This window comes from Yersinia sp. 2542 StPb PI (assembly GCF_048593855.1).
In the GTDB taxonomy this organism is placed as follows: domain Bacteria; phylum Pseudomonadota; class Gammaproteobacteria; order Enterobacterales; family Enterobacteriaceae; genus Yersinia; species Yersinia enterocolitica_E.
This window is the reverse complement of the sequence record NZ_JAZGQA010000101.1, coordinates 1-16,490: the sequence shown is the minus strand read 5'-3', so window position 1 is coordinate 16,490 and position 16,490 is coordinate 1. Positions and strand designations below refer to the sequence as shown.

Here is a 16,490-nt window from a genome sequence, read left to right as displayed (position 1 = left end):
ATAAATTTTTAAGTTATACCAGCGTTTATTTAAGTTCCCCTGTATTGATTGACAGATGGATTACCACATCAATCAATAGGGCAAAGCGTCGTGTTTACACGTCCCTTATTATAATCAGAGAGTGAATAATTAAAAACTCATCACTATATTAACCATTGTTGCAGCATGCAGATCTGCTGCTTTGGCTCAAAATGGAGACTTTTATGATCCTAATACTTCTGCATCACAAACTAGGGTAAATGGTGGTTTTATTGCACATGGCTTTCAATGCAACATCTGATAAGCTGAAGCATCTCTTTATCTGGCAGGTTAATTGATACGCTAGTTTCATGGTCGATATTTTCGGGGCATTATTATCCTCTGGAACCTACGCTGGTATTGCAAATAGGGTATCAACTGCTATAAACGCCAGATAATGTTCGCAGTACGTGCTGCTGCGAGGGGGAGATATTCTACGCTTAATCAATATGCCAATGAAATTGGTAGGAAATGTTAATGTCCACTGGAGGAGTTCAATGTGTCTTTGAGCAAAAATTACTTATATCAGGCTGGAGCTACCCAGGTAAGATGGGCTAGCGAGTTGTTTTCGACCTCTATTTTATTATTTTGTGGACTAATACTCTATTCTGCTAATTTGTGCGCGGCACAATCTCTGCCCCATAACGACTTACTCACTAAACCCGGCGATGTTATTCAAATTAAGCTCAGTGAGTTGCATCCGACCCAAATAACCGTAGGTAAGCTCCAGATTGCAGGTGATTTGGCTGATTATGCTAGCGATTCAAAGCACTTATTCAATGATTTGTGTAAAGTTCAAGGGGCGGGGAAACTGGCTAAATATAGCCTGTCATCAACACCGAAAGATCCCACTTCATATACCTGTAAACAGGCTATAGGAACCAATAAAGCTGATATGAACACGGTTGATATCGGACCAATGGGGAAACTTTACCTGACTGATGGTCATCATGCATTTAACAGCTTCTGGGATGCATCCGGTGGCGGCGGTGATGTGACCTTAAGCGTACTGGTCGGGCAGAATATAAGCCGTGACAACGACGGAACGTTATTTACTCAAGCTCAGTTCGAACAACAGATGACTGAACTTAAACATTTTCTCCCTATTGATGCCGAGGGGAAACCAATTACTTTCTCTCAATTGCCTGCAACTCTGGGCACGAGTGCTTTTCAGGACGATCCATATCGCTCAATACTCTATTATCTACGCGGTATATCTTACGATAAGTCTGATAAAAATCTTAACCCTGAAACGGGTAAGCCTTATAAGGAAATACCTTTCCTCGAGTTTTATTGGGGACAGCTATTACGCAGTAAGATGGATTTAAAACGTTATAATTTGCATAAGCAAGATGACTATATCAAGGCTCTGGAAGACGCAGCAACCCTGATGGTGAATGTACCCAAGCAGCAACTGATAGGGCATTCAGGTCAAACGGCAAGAGCTTTAGGCCAGATGAACAGCATTGATGAAAAGCGTTTAGATAAACTGGCGAAACCGGATTCTAAATTAGCGAAGGCACTTAATTATCAGTCAACTCACTGAGTTATAAAGATAAGATCTTTGTTGAATAAATCGAACTTTTAGCCCTAATCAGGTTGGGATCACCACATTTCTGATGATATTGCAGTATCTCGTGGCAAAACAAAGGTTCGAAATCACCCATTGGACAGCCTACAACAAGGCGCTCATCAGTCGCGGCTTGCTAACATTCTGGCTGGATGAGTCGGTCATCTAGGCTTGGTGTCGATAGTAACAGGTGAGTTCGGTTGATATGGGGATGGGAATAATAGAAATAACGGAAAGATTTCAGCTGGCCCTGCCGGGCAGGGCCAAACCGTTTAGCACGAGATCAACTTAAATCGACATCCTTATGCCCGAAAAGCCACGTCAGGATAAACCCGGAAATATACGAAATAACCAGACCAGCCACATACACCAGCATCCCGGCGAAAATACCTTGGGCTGATGTCATCAGAGGAATAGATACCAAGCCAGATGGGCCAAACACGGTATTCAGGCCCACCGGTAACCCCAACCAGGCAACAAGGCCAATAAAGAAGCCGCCGACAGCACCGCCTAAACATGCGGTAATAAAAGGCTTCAGGCGTGGTAACGTTACGCCATAAATAAGCGGCTCACCGATCCCCAGTAGCCCAGGGAAAATAGCCCCTTTAATCTGTGTTCGCAGGACTGAACCTTTTGGCGAACGAGCATAAAGTGCCAGTGCCGCACCCACCTGACCGGCACCCGCCATGGCCAGAATAGGGAATAATGAGTTAAATCCTTGTGCATCCATTAAGGCGAAATAGACCGGAACAAACCCTTGGTGGATACCAAACACCACTGCAATCAGGAATAACCCTGCCAGAATGGCAGTACCAAACGGGTTACCATTCAAATGCATAAACAGCCATGACATCCCCTTAAACAGTTCGCCACCCACTGGCATGATAACAACGAAAGTGATTGCTCCTGTAGCGAGTAAAGTTATCGCCGATGTCAGGATCATATCCAGATTATCAGGGATAAAACGGCGCACCTGTCGCTCAATCCATGCGCCCAAGATACAGGCCAACAGAACCCCAATGATATTGCCGCGCGGGTCAATTGCCAGACCAAAGAAGTTTTCCATGCCACCGTAGTAGCCGATGGTACCTTCCGGCACATAGCGTAAAATAAATAGCGAAGCGATAATTGCGCCGTTAACCCCCGTCCCACCAAAGGCTTGCTGTGTATTAAAGCCAATCAGAATGCTAAGGAAAGTGAACAAACCGATGCTAAATACTTTCATGTATGCAATCAGTGCCGCCAGCCACGGAGACTGAATAACGCCGTCCACTGCCAGTGTCTGCTGGAGCAATGTTGCTATCCCCAATAGTAATCCTGCGGCAATGAACCCTGGAATGAGCGGGGTAAAAATGGTGGCGAATTTGGTCAGAAAACTATGAACAGCGCTTTTTTGTTTCGCTTTCATTTGCTGTTTTGTCTGGCTGGCCAGCACCTGCAAATCAACATCCTGAGCACTTTCATGTCCCTGCTGCGGTTCAGAACCCAGGAGCTTGTTCATCATCTCGCTGGCGGTCTGGGCTTTGCCCGGCCCGAGAATGATTTGCAGTTGATCATCGCTGTTCACCACCCCCATCACCCCAGGGATTTTTTTCAGGTCGTCATGTTGTATCAGTTGACGGTCTTTTAAGGTGAGGCGGAGCCTTGTCATGCAGTTTCCGCAGACAATGATATTTTTACTCCCGCCGGTGAAGAGTAAAATTTGGTCTATCGTAGTGCCGGTTATTTTCGCCATGGTTATACTTTAATCTCCTGTAGCGCTTTACGGATAAATCCCTTATTTTTGTTAAGGATAGCGCTAGTTTCCTCAGCAGACATACCCCTTAGGATCATCATAATGGCTGTTTTACAGTGTCGGTTGCACTCATTGAGTGCCTGTTCCGCCTTTTCGGAGGAACACTCCGTCGCCTGAACAACAATATCGACCTGACGTTGCACCAGTTTGGCGTTTGTCGCCTCAACATCCACCATCAGATTGCTATAAACCTTGCCGCTACGGATCATGGCGCCGGCTGTCAGCATATTCAGAATTAATTTCTGCGCGTTCCCTGCCTTCATCCGTGATGATCCGGTGACAACTTCCGAGCCGACCAGCGGTTCAATGGCGATATCTGCCGCTTTACTCATTTCACTATTTTGATTACAGGAAATTGCCACTACGCTAGCGCCAACATGGCGTGCATAGGCCATAGCCCCCAATACATAAGGTGTGCGGCTATCTTTTGCATTTTCAACTGCCTGTAAAATAGCAGTATTACCGCCAGCGATCAGCCCTACGACCATTTCTCGCAGCGTACCATAAGTTGGCGGGCATTCGCTCGCATCCAACATCACCAAGCGACCAGAAGTGCCTGCCCCACAGTAAATTAATCTGCCACCTGGCGCGAAAGCAGTACCTCTTTTTTTGTTTTTATTATTTTGGNTGGGTTGGTTAACCCCGAGCTGCTCTTCAAAAAACGAATACACGGCTATTCTGGTAATAGCTCATCCACGATATAAGGACATTGCTTATGAAGAGAGGTTTCTCCGCCGCACAAATCATCAATATGTCGCAAGATCTCTAAAATTGAATAGTTCGTTTGTGTGGGATGCTTACAGGGGGAAATCTATTGAAATCGTGTCAGTAATGGGTAGGGAGTCGGAGAGGAAATAGAGCAGAATCCAGATACGAAAAAGCCCCGCTTTGCAGCGAGGCCTTATAAATAGTGGTGCCGGACTCGGAATCGCCCTTTGATATTATCTTCATGTAATATAACTATTTTATATAATTCGATTATTTTTGTGCCCATATTTGTACCCTCGCTAACTTTTGTGGCTATTGCACAGGCTAGTATGGGAGAAAAGTTGTAGTAACCAAACCGCGATATGACTTGATGACAGTAGCATGTTAGGTGCAATACTTACACGCGAGTTGCCAGCATCTCTGGATAGTGCTTCGCCACAATATCATTCATATTATTCACTAAGTCTGATCGTTTAAAGACCAAGTGCGCAGATCCCTTCATGAAGTATTTTATCGAAAAGTAATCGTCTTCATAAACTTTCGCTATATGCGGATTGGCACGAATATGCTCATACAATCGGCTTGTCACATCTCCCCGGTTGTCAGGGATCGCTTTACCGTCCAGCAAGTGCAACATGCGCTCTAGATCTGCCAACTGGTCTCGCCGGTAACCGTGGTTCAAGGTAAAGCCCCATCGGTTGCAACTGACCAAATTGCTCATGATTATTTTTTTGCCAAATTGGCATGGACTGTTGGTTTTAAAGTGCCAGGATAATCCTTTGAATAAATTGATGACCCCGCGTTCAAATACGTCGTCTTTCTGCTGGTGGAGTTGCTCAAAGGTACTGAGTATGTTGGCTTCGCTGATGGCAGGAATACTATCTCCCTCAAGGTTCCTGTACCACTGATCACGCGCCTGAGCATCCATCAGGCTCAGCATCCCTGATTTCACCATCAGATCTCGCCATATACTGCGATCGAGATTGCGGGTAATCGCTTTCATGCCCGTTTCTGTTTTCTCCATGAGCCAGCTGCCGCAGCGGAAATCTTGTCGCATGGCCCAGTCCTTTGCAATTCCACCGCCAATGCTGTTGGTGATGGCCGAGATATCCTCAAGCTGGTGGATAAGCGCTTCAATCTGCACCAGCGCGGTGTTACGCACGGTGATGATACGTTCAATGCTGGTGGAGCAGATAACATCGGTGTGGTCAGTTAAAACTTCAGGTTCAATGACGGTATTCAATGTGGTTGGCATCGCTGAATTCCTTAGAAACAAAGTGCCCGCGTCATCGCAGGCAGGGTTAAAGGTTGGGGGGTGTGTGAGGGCTTACGGCTTATACCGGGTTGGGCGGTGTTGTCTGATAAACAGCGATATAGATGTGGCCAAAGCTACCTAACGTATCGGCATCGCAGGTAAAACTGGCGTGCTGCACGGTGACGCAATGCTTACGGCGTTGATCGAGTTCACCAGACCGCAGGCAGGCTTCCAACTGTTCAATTAGCACCGGGAAAGCAGTATCCAGTGTTTTAAGCGCATCAGGTTCAAATGTGCCGACAAAACCGGCACGGTCTGCTAGAAAATGCAGGTGATTACCCTGCTGGACCAACCGGGCTCCCAGGCGGGGCGTGATAGCAGATTGCAGGCCCCAGACAGGCGACGGAGTGCTGTCGTTGCTGGTGGCATTAGATTGGGTTTCCTTCATTGTCAGAACTCCTTGAAAAAGTAAAACGCCAGCGGTCGAGGCTTGCGTATCGACGGATCACAGAGGTTAATGTGGGATAATCAAGCAAGGCGTCTAATGACAGGGTTGCGTAGTCCCAATGCACTGCGTGCGCGTAACATATCCCCACCGTTCAAAGTCGGGTCCTGTGCCATCATGCTGAATCCAGATCGGTCAATGCGTACCAGGTCAAATTTCTCCACCAGTTCATTGACGGTTTCTCGTACCGTGACGCCATGCTCAATCTGCTGTGCAATCGCCTGTTCATCGTGATAGGGCGTATCGTTGAGGCTCAGGCCGTAGTGGTGCTCCAGCAGAAAAGCGAGCAGTTGTTGATAAATCGCAGGCACGGTCAATGCGCCCGGTGGGGTGGGACGTGGTTTCATGGGGATGTTCTCAATGTGGATAATGCGGGATTACGTCAGGAGACGAGCGGTGGTATCACCAGTCAAACGTGGCAAAACCGGGCAACACATCGCCCAGAGCATCAATATGCAGGTAGGTTAGCCCATGGTGTTTCATTAATGTGGTGACCAGACAGCGGCAGGCTTTGGAGAGGCCCAACTGTCTGAGTCGCAATACCGGGTGGTTCCAGGCATTAAGTCGAATCAGATAGCCTGTGGCGGTAAAATGGATCCATTCGCCATCGCCGAATGCCACCTGACAATGGGATATCCGGTACAGCAGCGCATTGTCGCCCTCGGTGATATGTGCGGTGCTGCATTGCAGACCGCGAAGAGTCAGGATGTTGGTTTGTTGGATAGTCGCTAACATGGCAGCCACCCCAACTCGGCTAACGAAACCGGCTCGCTTTCACCGATAATCAGGTGGTCCAGTACGCGGATGTCGACCATGTTCAGCGCATTAACCAGCCGGGTAGTTAGTGTGCGGTCAGCCTGGCTCGGAGTGGGGTCTCCGGCCGGATGATTGTGGGCGATGACTACGGCAGCACAGCGGTGGTGCAGTGCCCGAATAACAACTTCGCGGGGGTACACTGTGGTGGCATTAAAGGTGCCGACAGAAACGGTTTCACTGGCCATCAAGCGGTGGCGGTTGTCCAAAAAGAGCACCATAAAACACTCCTGCCCCTGAGGACGAAGATGAAGTTGCAGCCAGGCTTTCACTGCCTCGGGTGAGGTCAAGGTGTAGGGACGGTGTCGGAGTTGGGTTTCCAGTATCGCGAGTGCCTGGCTGATAATCTGTTGCTGGGCAAAAGGCAAGGTGGGGAGTGAAGCCAGCATAGGCTGATGTGGCATGGGGGAACTCCTGTTCATCAGTCAATCAAGTCAAAAATGGCCTGGCTTTCAGGGTGTTGTAAGGCATATTCGCGCAATCGGTAAAAGTGGTCTGTCATGGACTCACTTTCAGTGCTGCAGGCACAGTGGCTGTAGGTCATCAGGCAGGCGGTGATACCCGCGGCTTCACGACTGACAGTGGCACCATTGCCATTGAGCGCGTTAAACAACACATAGTCTTGCTCCGTGCCCGGCACCATAAATGCCCCGCCGTTGGGCAAGGTGTAGAAGTCCCAAAAGTCGCCGCGGTAGTCGTCACACAACCGGTCCAGCCAACGAAAAACCTGTGGTTCAATCAACGCCCATTTGGGTGCCTGACCAAAGTGTTTTGACCAAAAATGAATGCGCTGCGCATCAGAAATTAGGGTGGCAGTGAGTCCGCTTGTTTCGGCATTGAGGTGTTGGTTCATGGGGAAAATCCTTGTGTCATAAACGGTTAATAACAAAACAGGCCCCACCGGAAAACCGGGGAGTCTGTTTGTAGGGTGATAAAAGTGAGTAAGTACTTACCGCGGGAGTGCGTTTAGATACGATTAATTATCAGTCGTGTGATGACCGAGATGCGGTAAAAATCAGTTGCCGTTGGGGGCAATATTGTGCGTAACCATCAGCGTCAAAACAGACAGGCCAGTCACCGCCTGCGCACATTAACCTGCACCGACTGACTTCACCGGGGCGGTAACCTCCATAATACAAAAAACCGCTCTCCAGTGGGAGAGTGGCTCTGTAGTGAGAATGGGTATGTTGGTTAATTGCCAATAACGGTATAAAAGCAGAACCCCTTGTATTAGGTATCTGCTTCCTTATTACGGTGTATTTATAAATTTGAGTGCGATGTATTATAGGGAAGACAATCCGTAAGGAGGGAACTATTTAGGAAGGGCGGATTTATGATGGTGATTAATATTAATGTATTAATCACCCTGTATTGATGGATATATTAGCAGTACAGAATGACGATAAGCGTTAGTCCGCTAAGACTTGCTGTCAGTTATATGGTTGAGGCCGAAGAGGCTCAACTTCCTATCAAAGTAAGGAGTGTCAGAATATAGGTGACTACCCAGACCCAGAAATATACAGGCTTTTGTGTCAGGGCTTGGGCGCGTTTCCAGAGATAGACGGGAACAAACCAGGCGAGTTTCCCGTAGCCTGAGGTATCGATCCCTGCTTTTTTCAGATTACGTTCATCCCAGTAACTGAGCGCAATATTTAAAAGAAGAGTGATATACCAGAATTGACCACTGAATAAGGTCTCCATAGCCGCATCTTCATCCCCCGTCGTCGCTCCTGCGATGAAAGCCTCCAACATAAAGCCTATCAGGGGAGCAAAGGCCAATATCCAGATGACGGTATTACTGACGTTGTGACTCGGCAGTGCGGGGGGCGCTCTGCGCTGGCTCAGTGAGGCGGATAATACGGTGGTACTTAAGGGTATCCATTCATCCCACCCTTGTTGCCAGACTAATGTTGTCGCAACCAGCGTGCCATGGGTGATCAGTACGGCCATATCCGTTTCCATTATCGGACCATGGCGCTGCCCATTCTTTTCATAGAACCATTCTTTCATTTTTTATCCTTAATCAGTGAGGTAACAACAACACTCTGCCCGGCAAGGCTGAATAGCGTTACCGTATCAAAGTAAGATTTTTTATTGCGTCATTTATTGTCTAATGTTGATATCTAGATATCAGTCATGTTCGAGGGGGACTTTATCGGCAGTATTACCGAAAACGTCGCCCATCAACGGCACTATTTTGGTCACGTAATACATTATTTATCTTGGGTTCAATTAATCGATCTCTACATAATACAGACGGCGTACTTGATATAAACGCGCTTAAGAACAGGCGTGTTATTTCAATACCAATAACGCGCCGGTCATTAATCTCATTCACTACGGCTCAACCAGCCAAAACAGTTTGGTACCCATAGGATTTGAGACCCCGCATCCCTGAGTGTATTTTATGAATAACATCACCTGGCTAGAATTGTGACTGACCGCTCCCCAATATGCCGTATTCCCCCGTCATTGCTCTCCGGTTGGTCATCGCCAAAAGTCAGTCTCTGATGAGCGACAGGAAATAATAAAATAGCCAAAAACCCCTTTTTCATTTATTCGTGCCTTCAACCAGAAAGTCTGTAATACATTATTTTTTGCTGAAGTATTCAGCCTGACGATGGATATAAACAAAGTGTATCGGCAGGGTTGCATAAAAGATAATCGATTCTACAGATCAATATCAGCAATATTGATCGGTTAAAACGATCATAATCGCCAAGGTGTCATCCCTGTTACAGAGACTGTTTCATCTGCTCCGCCATGACCCACAGTGCGCGGTTAAGTTTGATATCACCATCGATACCACTGATGGCGCGGGTTCGGGCACGTTGTCCTCTGGTGCTCTTGCCCTGTAAGCCGCCTTTGGTCAGATTCTCCTGCACACGCTGGAATGTGGTCCAGAGGTCATCTTTTTTATCTACCCAGCGACGGGGCATCAGGATTTGGGACTCCGTGACCGGATGGTGCTCCTCGCCGTAACGGTAGGTCAGTGCAGCATGGGCCAGTGCATACTGGTGCTCTGCTGACAGCGTTAATGCCTGCATGCTTTCACGACTTTCTTCTATCTGGTCAAATATCCCCAGTACTTCGTAGGCCCCTTCAATCACCTTTTCCAGCACCGTGGCCCCTTTGTGCGGTACACGAATTTCACCAAAACTCAGACCACAGACCAGGCCGTTGCTGCAAATTTCGCGGAACATACCCGGCAACATCTGGTAGCTACTCGAACCATCGTGACTGTTGAGCAGAACAATCTCTTGCACTTCTCTCTGCGTGATTTGCCCCGTTCGGCGTAGCCGCACCATATGCTTGGTGTGCTCACGTTTATCCAGGTCCCGCACTCGGGTCTGGCAGGCAAAGAACGGCACAAAGCCTTCTTCACGCAATTTATCCAACAAGGTAATCGTGGGAATGTAGGAATATCGCGAACTGCGGGAGGCATGCTTGTCTTCGCCAAATACACTTGGGACATAGTAGGCCAGTTCATCGTGGGTCAGGGGGCGGTCGCGGCGAACCGAGTTCACCCGACCAAAGCGGGACGCTAATCGTGTCATGATAATTTCCTTAATAAATATGGGTATAAAAAGCCACTTCTATAGCGAAGTGGCTAATATGTGATGAAGTGGATTCAGGTATGCAGGCTTTAAAATGGGGGTGTGTGTAGGTCGTGCTGGGCCAAAGAGCATGCTTGGAGATATAAAATCAAAAGAAGAAAGACCAGAGTGACGATGCCATTGAAACAATCGCATCCCTTGCTGCCTTAACCGCTTTTATCACTAATTTTGGCAAGGTTATCTGTTCCACTGCCCGGTCAAAGGCGTGCTCCATCGTTTCACTAAAATCCTGTCGGGCCTTTTTTTCAATCGATTCAGATTTAAATGCAGGTCTGATTTGTGTGGTAAAACAGCTGGTGGCGGTGCGGGGTAAAGCATAGATAATATTTTCTATCATTGCTGGAAGGTTATAACCATAAACGGCTGATACTGCCTTAATAGCATGGCGTGGATATCCCATAGCGCCTTCAACTGCGCGTATTTTTAGCGCAATAGTGTTTTTCTGTTCTGAGGACGGACAATTTTGAATACTGTCCCATTCTCTGCAGGGCTCAATTTTATCAACCTGATTCAAGACAAAAACAACTTTGTCTTGATATTCCGGGGCTGCGCATATGACATTCTGGTAAAAATGTTGATCGACAGAAAGCGCGCGGTCATCCGCTTTTATCACCCATATAATCAGATCTAGTTTGGGTAACCACTGTTCATAGAGGTCTTGATATTCTTTATCTCTGTCACTGCTCTCACCGACTCCAGGTAAGTCAATAATGGTCATCTGCCGGGAGCCAACGCTGAGTCGGAAAGATTTCGCCTTCCGCGTACAGGCATGCACATTGCTGGTGGGTGAGAGTGGTTGAGAGAATATTGCATTACAGAGACTTGACTTCCCTGCACCGGTTTTACCCATGATACCGATGACGGGCTCATAATTGATAATCCCCTCAAGATGTTGAGTAACTCTCCGGGTCACAGCAGATGGCAGGAGTTCAAGGGAGGAATGTAATAGCTTTAGCGCTGACTTTTCGTCCATAGATATCACCTTTGTGAATATTTAAAATAAGAGGAATACAGATGTATTCCTCAGGGATTCACTGGGGTAATATATAACTGAAAATTATTTAAGATTGTCTGTTCGTAATTTTACGCCGTTCATATTCTTCAGCAATCAGGCGATTCATAAAATCATCCCGTTTGGCACCAGCGAGTGCAATCATGTCATTCAGATTTTTATCATTCTCCAGAGACAGTAAAAACTTCTTATTAATATGGCCCTTACCTGCCTTTTTTCGGTGTTTACGCGAAGACAGTGCGCTTTTAATTTTTCTCAGAAACAACTCTTTTTTCTCTGGGGTATCCATAACACAATCATAAAAACCGGTCAGGCATATTTTCCTATCGTCATCAGTAATGGGCGAGAAATATCGAATGATATTACTATGCAATTTTGCGGCGGAATCCCACAGATAATTTATTGCCTCTTCACTTTCATTAATAAATGGGTCAGATATATTTCCATTTCTTTGCCAGTCACTTCTGAAATTGCTGAGTAATTCTTTTTTTTGGTTGCCTGATTCATTCAGAGAATCAAAATGTTCAACCAGAGCTTCAAATCTCCCCCTGTGTTCTGGAAATGCATCACCACGTCTGTAACTATAGCGAATAATTTTATGCCATAGCCATAAACAAATCCTTTTATTATTTTTAATCCAGTCAAACTCTGTCAGGGACAATATTTCATCTTTGCAGGAAGACTCCATCTTGCTTACAAATCTTTTTATATCGCGCACATCCCTTTCAAAATGATAATTAAGTTCATCATCAATCCATGTACGTATTTCCTCCATATTTCCAGATTTGTTTTGCCAGTCAAAAAACTCTGGGGAACTTATTCCTGAACGTTCCCGGCTTTCCATATAACGGACATAATACTGACATTTCCTGATATCCTTTTCCGAAACATAATCATAACAATCCATTAGCAGCCATCCATTTTACAGGTAATCACACCGTGATTTTACCGTCATTTGAAGTGACTTTATGGTTGTTTTATCACAAAATTACCGGGATTTTATCGAAAATTTAGCGTGACCGATTGGATTGTCTGTTCAGCACATCACGATGAACGTCAGTTTCCAGTGAGGGATTTTTTGATTTAAATAATACGGTATAGTCATACAGACCATCACGAATACAGTGAGATTTGTTCTATCACTGATGCCTGATAATATCAGAGGAGGGATAAAACTAAAACCCGATATGCCACAACCCACGGTTTGTGTCAGTTATGATTAAATAAGGTTATTACTGTTATTCTGAAGAAATGCCCACCTCTTTATGATTATTAACCCACACAAACAAACCCATTCAAACCGTCACCGACATCAATCATATTAAAACTTACGTCTCACTCACATGTTCATGAAACGACATAATGAGGAGTACACCATGAGAACACACCGTATTACAAACCCCAACCACCAGACATATCCTGAGCTTGAATCCGAATTACACCGTCATGTTGATAATCTCTTCAATAAATATTCAAAACTTATACTGCTGAGAGTGGATTTCGCCTATCTGAGCCACTTGTCTGAATTCACTCGCCAGGATGTACATGGAATGTGTGCCGATATGGTTCAGTTGGAAAACCGATTAATAGATATCAACGGCATTGCCGGTTATGCTTGGGTGGCAGAATACGGAATAGGCCACCGACATCATGTTCACTGTGCAATATTCATCAATGCACAGTTACGTAATAAAGCCTGGCCAGTATTTCAGGAGATAGAGAAACTCTGGAAGAGTGTCACTGAAAAAGAAGGTTATGCTCACAGGTGTACTCCTCAGCGTCATTATAAAGTCAGGAGTGAGGAAATAACTGAATACGGTAATGAAGTGGGTATGAATACCATGAAATATATTCTCAGTTATATGGCAAAGACTGAGCAAAAACCTGACGGAGTCAATACCCGATTCAGCACTATACCTGAGAGGACCCGGAGAGGGAGACCAAGGAGACGGGCCTGAAAGTCATTAATTACGGCGAACTGATATCTGATGAGCAATACCAGAAAACATTAATTCCTTTCTGTGTACGGCTCTCCCTTAACATCACCGGAGAGAACTCATCATGATATCTGCAAATACATCTCTGCTTAATGACCAAATGGTCGATATGGTCTTTATCACTGAATTCACAGGCCTTACCGATAAATGGTTTTATAAACTGATAAAGGACGGGTTATTTCCAAAGCCGATTAAACTTGGCCGGAGCTCACGATGGTTGAAAAGTGAGGTAGAAGTCTGGCTCTTGAATAAAATAAAGGACTCCCGGAATAGCTAAATAAATGGACCTACTCTTTTCTTTTGTTATTACCTATTCGTTATCTATTCAGCCCTCATCATCTTCTTCCCTTTACTCATACTCGCCTGACTTATCTACTGCGTTAATATCCTCAGCTGTGTGTATGGCTCAAAGTGATGGCGTTGTTGAGAGGAAGCCCTGTCCAAAAGGATATTACTGTGTATACCACCACATCGACAAAAGCGCTTAAAAAGACCTGTCAGGCTGAATTTAATGCCTGTACAGGCTGGGACATGCATACCGGTCAACGGCTGAGTGCGCATCGACGCTACCTTCAGATAAGCATGGTTTCCGTGTTGTCTGATGGCGTTGCAATGACTGACCTGATGCTTTTCCCCCGTTTTCTCTTGCCAACCCTGACGACTCTCAAATCCCGGTCTTCAGACAGGCATAACCGTCGTGGCCGTACATCAACGAATATTGATGACTATCCCTTACTTAACAGAGCATGTCCGTATTTCAGCTTGTTGATGAATGAATGTGATCGTTTACGTTTTACTCGGTGTCATCGGTACCTTGAGCGTATTGCCAGAGCGGTAACCTGTCATCAATTACGTGAACAACTCGCATTGATGATTTTCTACTCGTTGGCGCAATATGGAACGATATCCACCTGTTTACACCTTTCCTCAAACAGATACTCAGAACTCCATGGCACGATCAATGACTGGTTTTTAACCCATCCAGCCGTCTCAAGGTTGACTGATGAATATCTCTTCTTTGCTTTCTATAACACTTGGACTGACTGTCCGTGACAGGCCAGACCACTGAATGACAGTGCCTTCTTATGTGACCTGTAGAGCCGCATATGCCGTTGTTGCGGTGTATCGATCGGTTAAACAGATCAATAAACGAAAATTGATCTGTATTACCAATTATCTTTCATTCCTCACTGTCGATACACTCGTTCGAAACCTTATTTTGAAAAAAATAAGCTGTTTTAATTTATTAATAGTGATTTTAAATCAATACGATAGATGCATTGCAATGCATCGGTAATGTTTCGTGCTTGGGGGGATATCTGTACCTGGCGCTTAGAACTTGAGGATGAAAGGAGAAGAGGCTGTGCCACTTGCAATGTGTATAACGCTGTCAAGCCTGGTAGGGATATTGGCAGCATATTTTGACCCAAGTATTCAGGGATTTTTACATACATCAGGAGCGGTCCTGGCCTTTGTCCTGGTACCCGCGTTAGGTATTTTCATTGGCAATTTATTGCGGCTATGGTTAAGACCTGATGTGGTTTTGGGTACCACGCAACAGGTTATCGGTGCCCGTATTTTTTGGGCGATAGGACCACAATTTATTGGCTGGATGGTCGGATTTATTGCCGCCTCCAATCTTGCAGGATTACCCGTATGAGAACAAATACTCTGCTTATTAGTGCCTTGTTGTGCCTGCCCCTCACATCAGCCTATGCCAATAATTACTCTAATAAGGTGTATGCAAAAAATATCGGAATGCAAAATGGGCCAGAACCGGTATCAAAAGTGTGTTTCTATGAAACACGTAATAAATACCAGTTTTCGGTATTGCTCAGAAACACAGTAACCTGTCCCCATATTGTGTTCTACAACATGAATACGGGGAATGTCACCACATCGTGATAAGGAAATAAAAATGAAGAAAAAAATAGTAGGGTGTATAGCGATGGCTTTTATGGGGGTAGGTAATACTTATGCGGCCCTCTGTCCAGAGGGCGCAGTAGCACAACAGCAGGCTGTGCAAATATTTACCGATTTTAACGGTTCAGCCCCTGACCATATGAGTCCGATGAAAAAAGCAGCAGATATTGCAAACCCGGCCGAGAAGGGAAAAAAATTAAGCGTGGCTGAGTTTACTGCTAGCCAGTTGTCAGCACAGAGTAGTGATAACTATCGCATTCGGCTGCTTTATGCAGTAACACCGTATGATTGTTTTTTATCAGGACAAGAGATAATCAAAATGGGACAGGGAAAATAATCAATGTAATGACTTATAGGCCAATTATCTGTTGGCCGCATCGATAAATATTACCTTGATATTAAGATTTGAGGGGGAATATCTGTAGTGAGTACTTGATCGAAAATGTTACTGGATATGGTCTCTGATTGAAATGAGGCCTCCAGTGCACTACGCAGTGGATGAAACACATCGTCATCATCTGGGAACTCGCCATATTCCTGCTAACACACGGCTAATTTATTGGTGCCCAGATAAATAAGAAGGAAGCGGTTGATATCGATTGCAAAATGGCGTCTAAATCGATCACGGTTTGGCATCTTTCCGATCACTCCGGGAATTAACTCTTTCTTGCACGGTCTCCATTGCTGATTTTTACGCCAATGGAGGAATCGATGCCCAAAAAGAGAAAAGCCAGGAGTCCCATGGAAACCTGTTTTAAGATCCTTCAGTTCAAGTTCGACAAGAAGCTGACCAACCGTTGCATCGGGCTGACGCTGAAAATCAGTTCATTAACTGTCTTTGAGGTTCTATCACGCTTTAATGCAACGTCACTGCCATGGCCCTTACCTGAAGCGATATCACATGACGCCCTTGAAAAGTTGATATTCCCGGCAAAAAGCACGCTGCTGTCAGGGCGGGTGATGCCGGATCTGCTTCACTTCGACACCGAGATGAGAAAGTCCGGCGTGACGCGGCAACTGCTGTGGATGGAGTACAAGGCTCAGGCCGGGGAGCTGGCAATGGGGTACTCCCACTTCTGCCGATGCTACGCTAGGGACATAGTAGGCTAACTCATCTTGGGTCAGGGGGCGGTCACGGCGAACCGAGTTCACCTGGCCAAAGCGGGAGGCTAAACGAGTCATAGAGATCCTTTGATAAATAATCTCGGTGGTTTATGACACAAAGATTGATGAGGTATATTAAATAGCACCATTGTTATTTTACTAAAGTAATATAG

The 16,490-nt window shown here is 45.7% G+C and carries 17 protein-coding genes and 3 pseudogenes; 7 read left to right on the top strand and 13 right to left on the bottom strand.

The genetic code is table 11. From position 1 onward, the window contains the following. The first annotated feature begins 517 nt into the window (after window positions 1-517). Complete coding sequence (locus tag V1952_RS13275; RefSeq protein WP_420071877.1) at window positions 518-1,564, top strand: ParB-like protein; 1,047 nt, start codon at window positions 518-520, stop codon at window positions 1,562-1,564. A 307-nt stretch (window positions 1,565-1,871) separates the two neighbouring features. On the opposite strand, the gene murP is transcribed toward V1952_RS13275, so the two are convergent. The 12 genes and pseudogenes from murP to V1952_RS13215 form a co-directional block, all read right to left on the bottom strand. Then, window positions 1,872-3,323: a PTS N-acetylmuramic acid transporter subunit IIBC gene (gene murP / locus V1952_RS13270; RefSeq protein WP_420074892.1), complete on the bottom strand. Its 1,452-nt coding sequence runs from the start codon at window positions 3,321-3,323 to the stop codon at window positions 1,872-1,874. Between the two features lie 2 nt (window positions 3,324-3,325). After that, window positions 3,326-3,979, bottom strand: a pseudogene (locus tag V1952_RS13265) (N-acetylmuramic acid 6-phosphate etherase); the annotation flags it as partial. A gap of 509 nt (window positions 3,980-4,488) precedes the next feature. Continuing rightward, window positions 4,489-5,346 carry a DUF4942 domain-containing protein gene (locus V1952_RS13260; RefSeq protein ID WP_420074891.1) on the bottom strand — a complete coding sequence of 286 codons (858 nt, stop codon included), beginning with the start codon at window positions 5,344-5,346 and terminating at the stop codon, window positions 4,489-4,491. Window positions 5,347-5,425: 79 nt separating this feature from the next. Beyond that, window positions 5,426-5,794, bottom strand: coding sequence for a type IV toxin-antitoxin system YeeU family antitoxin (locus V1952_RS13255; RefSeq protein WP_420074890.1), 369 nt, complete (start codon window positions 5,792-5,794; stop codon window positions 5,426-5,428). Between the two features lie 80 nt (window positions 5,795-5,874). After that, window positions 5,875-6,198, bottom strand: a complete 324-nt coding sequence (locus V1952_RS13250; RefSeq protein WP_050321376.1) for a TA system toxin CbtA family protein — start codon at window positions 6,196-6,198, stop codon at window positions 5,875-5,877. Between the two features lie 55 nt (window positions 6,199-6,253). Continuing rightward, complete coding sequence (locus V1952_RS13245; RefSeq protein ID WP_420074889.1) at window positions 6,254-6,586, bottom strand: DUF5983 family protein; 333 nt, start codon at window positions 6,584-6,586, stop codon at window positions 6,254-6,256. Continuing rightward, window positions 6,580-7,053: a RadC family protein gene (gene radC / locus V1952_RS13240; RefSeq protein WP_420074893.1), complete on the bottom strand. Its 474-nt coding sequence runs from the start codon at window positions 7,051-7,053 to the stop codon at window positions 6,580-6,582. Before radC ends, V1952_RS13245 begins: the two co-directional genes overlap by 7 nt. Window positions 7,054-7,085: 32 nt before the next feature. Beyond that, window positions 7,086-7,517, bottom strand: a complete 432-nt coding sequence (locus tag V1952_RS13235) for an antirestriction protein (RefSeq protein WP_420074888.1) — start codon at window positions 7,515-7,517, stop codon at window positions 7,086-7,088. Window positions 7,518-8,122: 605 nt separating this feature from the next. Continuing rightward, complete coding sequence (locus tag V1952_RS13230) at window positions 8,123-8,674, bottom strand: DUF4339 domain-containing protein (RefSeq protein WP_420074887.1); 552 nt, start codon at window positions 8,672-8,674, stop codon at window positions 8,123-8,125. 725 nt (window positions 8,675-9,399) lie between these two features. Continuing rightward, a complete protein-coding gene (locus V1952_RS13225; RefSeq protein WP_420074886.1) occupies window positions 9,400-10,221 on the bottom strand; it encodes a DUF932 domain-containing protein in 822 nt (273 codons plus the stop codon). A 148-nt stretch (window positions 10,222-10,369) separates the two neighbouring features. After that, a complete protein-coding gene (locus V1952_RS13220) occupies window positions 10,370-11,254 on the bottom strand; it encodes a GTPase family protein (protein ID WP_420074885.1) in 885 nt (294 codons plus the stop codon). 88 nt (window positions 11,255-11,342) lie between these two features. Further along, complete coding sequence (locus V1952_RS13215; protein WP_420074884.1) at window positions 11,343-12,200, bottom strand: hypothetical protein; 858 nt, start codon at window positions 12,198-12,200, stop codon at window positions 11,343-11,345. A 469-nt stretch (window positions 12,201-12,669) separates the two neighbouring features. Between V1952_RS13215 and V1952_RS13210 the strand changes: the two genes are divergently transcribed. The 6 genes and pseudogenes from V1952_RS13210 to V1952_RS13185 form a co-directional block, all read left to right on the top strand. Further along, window positions 12,670-13,251, top strand: a complete 582-nt coding sequence (locus tag V1952_RS13210) for an inovirus-type Gp2 protein (protein WP_181876417.1) — start codon at window positions 12,670-12,672, stop codon at window positions 13,249-13,251. A 103-nt stretch (window positions 13,252-13,354) separates the two neighbouring features. Then, entirely contained in the window at window positions 13,355-13,567 is a 213-nt protein-coding gene (locus tag V1952_RS13205) for a helix-turn-helix transcriptional regulator (RefSeq protein ID WP_057532581.1), read from the top strand. A 179-nt stretch (window positions 13,568-13,746) separates the two neighbouring features. Continuing rightward, window positions 13,747-14,343 carry a hypothetical protein gene (locus tag V1952_RS13200; protein WP_420074883.1) on the top strand — a complete coding sequence of 199 codons (597 nt, stop codon included), beginning with the start codon at window positions 13,747-13,749 and terminating at the stop codon, window positions 14,341-14,343. Window positions 14,344-14,653: 310 nt separating this feature from the next. Continuing rightward, window positions 14,654-14,950, top strand: coding sequence for a permease (locus V1952_RS13195; RefSeq protein WP_420074882.1), 297 nt, complete (start codon window positions 14,654-14,656; stop codon window positions 14,948-14,950). A gap of 258 nt (window positions 14,951-15,208) precedes the next feature. Further along, window positions 15,209-15,550 (top strand): hypothetical protein, encoded by a 342-nt coding sequence (locus tag V1952_RS13190; RefSeq protein ID WP_087784528.1) that lies wholly within the window; start codon window positions 15,209-15,211, stop codon window positions 15,548-15,550. 404 nt (window positions 15,551-15,954) lie between these two features. Beyond that, window positions 15,955-16,308, top strand: a pseudogene (locus V1952_RS13185) (IS21 family transposase); the annotation flags it as partial. On the opposite strand, the pseudogene V1952_RS13180 reads toward V1952_RS13185, so the two are convergent. After that, window positions 16,288-16,395, bottom strand: a pseudogene (locus V1952_RS13180) (DUF945 domain-containing protein); the annotation flags it as partial. The pseudogenes V1952_RS13185 and V1952_RS13180 sit on opposite strands and share 21 nt — an antisense overlap. Window positions 16,396-16,490: the final 95 nt, after the last annotated feature.

What these genes read in the sequence shown, in the direction of transcription:
- murP (WP_420074892.1), bottom strand. Translation starts at nt 3,323, where the DNA reads ATGGCGAAAATAACCGGCACTACGATAGACCAAATTTTACTCTTCACC.
- V1952_RS13260 (WP_420074891.1), bottom strand. Translation starts at nt 5,346, where the DNA reads ATGCCAACCACATTGAATACCGTCATTGAACCTGAAGTTTTAACTGAC.
- V1952_RS13255 (WP_420074890.1), bottom strand. Translation starts at nt 5,794, where the DNA reads ATGAAGGAAACCCAATCTAATGCCACCAGCAACGACAGCACTCCGTCG.
- V1952_RS13250 (WP_050321376.1), bottom strand. Translation starts at nt 6,198, where the DNA reads ATGAAACCACGTCCCACCCCACCGGGCGCATTGACCGTGCCTGCGATT.
- V1952_RS13245 (WP_420074889.1), bottom strand. Translation starts at nt 6,586, where the DNA reads ATGTTAGCGACTATCCAACAAACCAACATCCTGACTCTTCGCGGTCTG.
- radC (WP_420074893.1), bottom strand. Translation starts at nt 7,053, where the DNA reads ATGCTGGCTTCACTCCCCACCTTGCCTTTTGCCCAGCAACAGATTATC.
- V1952_RS13235 (WP_420074888.1), bottom strand. Translation starts at nt 7,517, where the DNA reads ATGAACCAACACCTCAATGCCGAAACAAGCGGACTCACTGCCACCCTA.
- V1952_RS13230 (WP_420074887.1), bottom strand. Translation starts at nt 8,674, where the DNA reads ATGAAAGAATGGTTCTATGAAAAGAATGGGCAGCGCCATGGTCCGATA.
- V1952_RS13225 (WP_420074886.1), bottom strand. Translation starts at nt 10,221, where the DNA reads ATGACACGATTAGCGTCCCGCTTTGGTCGGGTGAACTCGGTTCGCCGC.
- V1952_RS13220 (WP_420074885.1), bottom strand. Translation starts at nt 11,254, where the DNA reads ATGGACGAAAAGTCAGCGCTAAAGCTATTACATTCCTCCCTTGAACTC.
- V1952_RS13215 (WP_420074884.1), bottom strand. Translation starts at nt 12,200, where the DNA reads ATGGATTGTTATGATTATGTTTCGGAAAAGGATATCAGGAAATGTCAG.
- V1952_RS13210 (WP_181876417.1), top strand. Translation starts at nt 12,670, where the DNA reads ATGAGAACACACCGTATTACAAACCCCAACCACCAGACATATCCTGAG.
- V1952_RS13205 (WP_057532581.1), top strand. Translation starts at nt 13,355, where the DNA reads ATGATATCTGCAAATACATCTCTGCTTAATGACCAAATGGTCGATATG.
- V1952_RS13190 (WP_087784528.1), top strand. Translation starts at nt 15,209, where the DNA reads ATGAAGAAAAAAATAGTAGGGTGTATAGCGATGGCTTTTATGGGGGTA.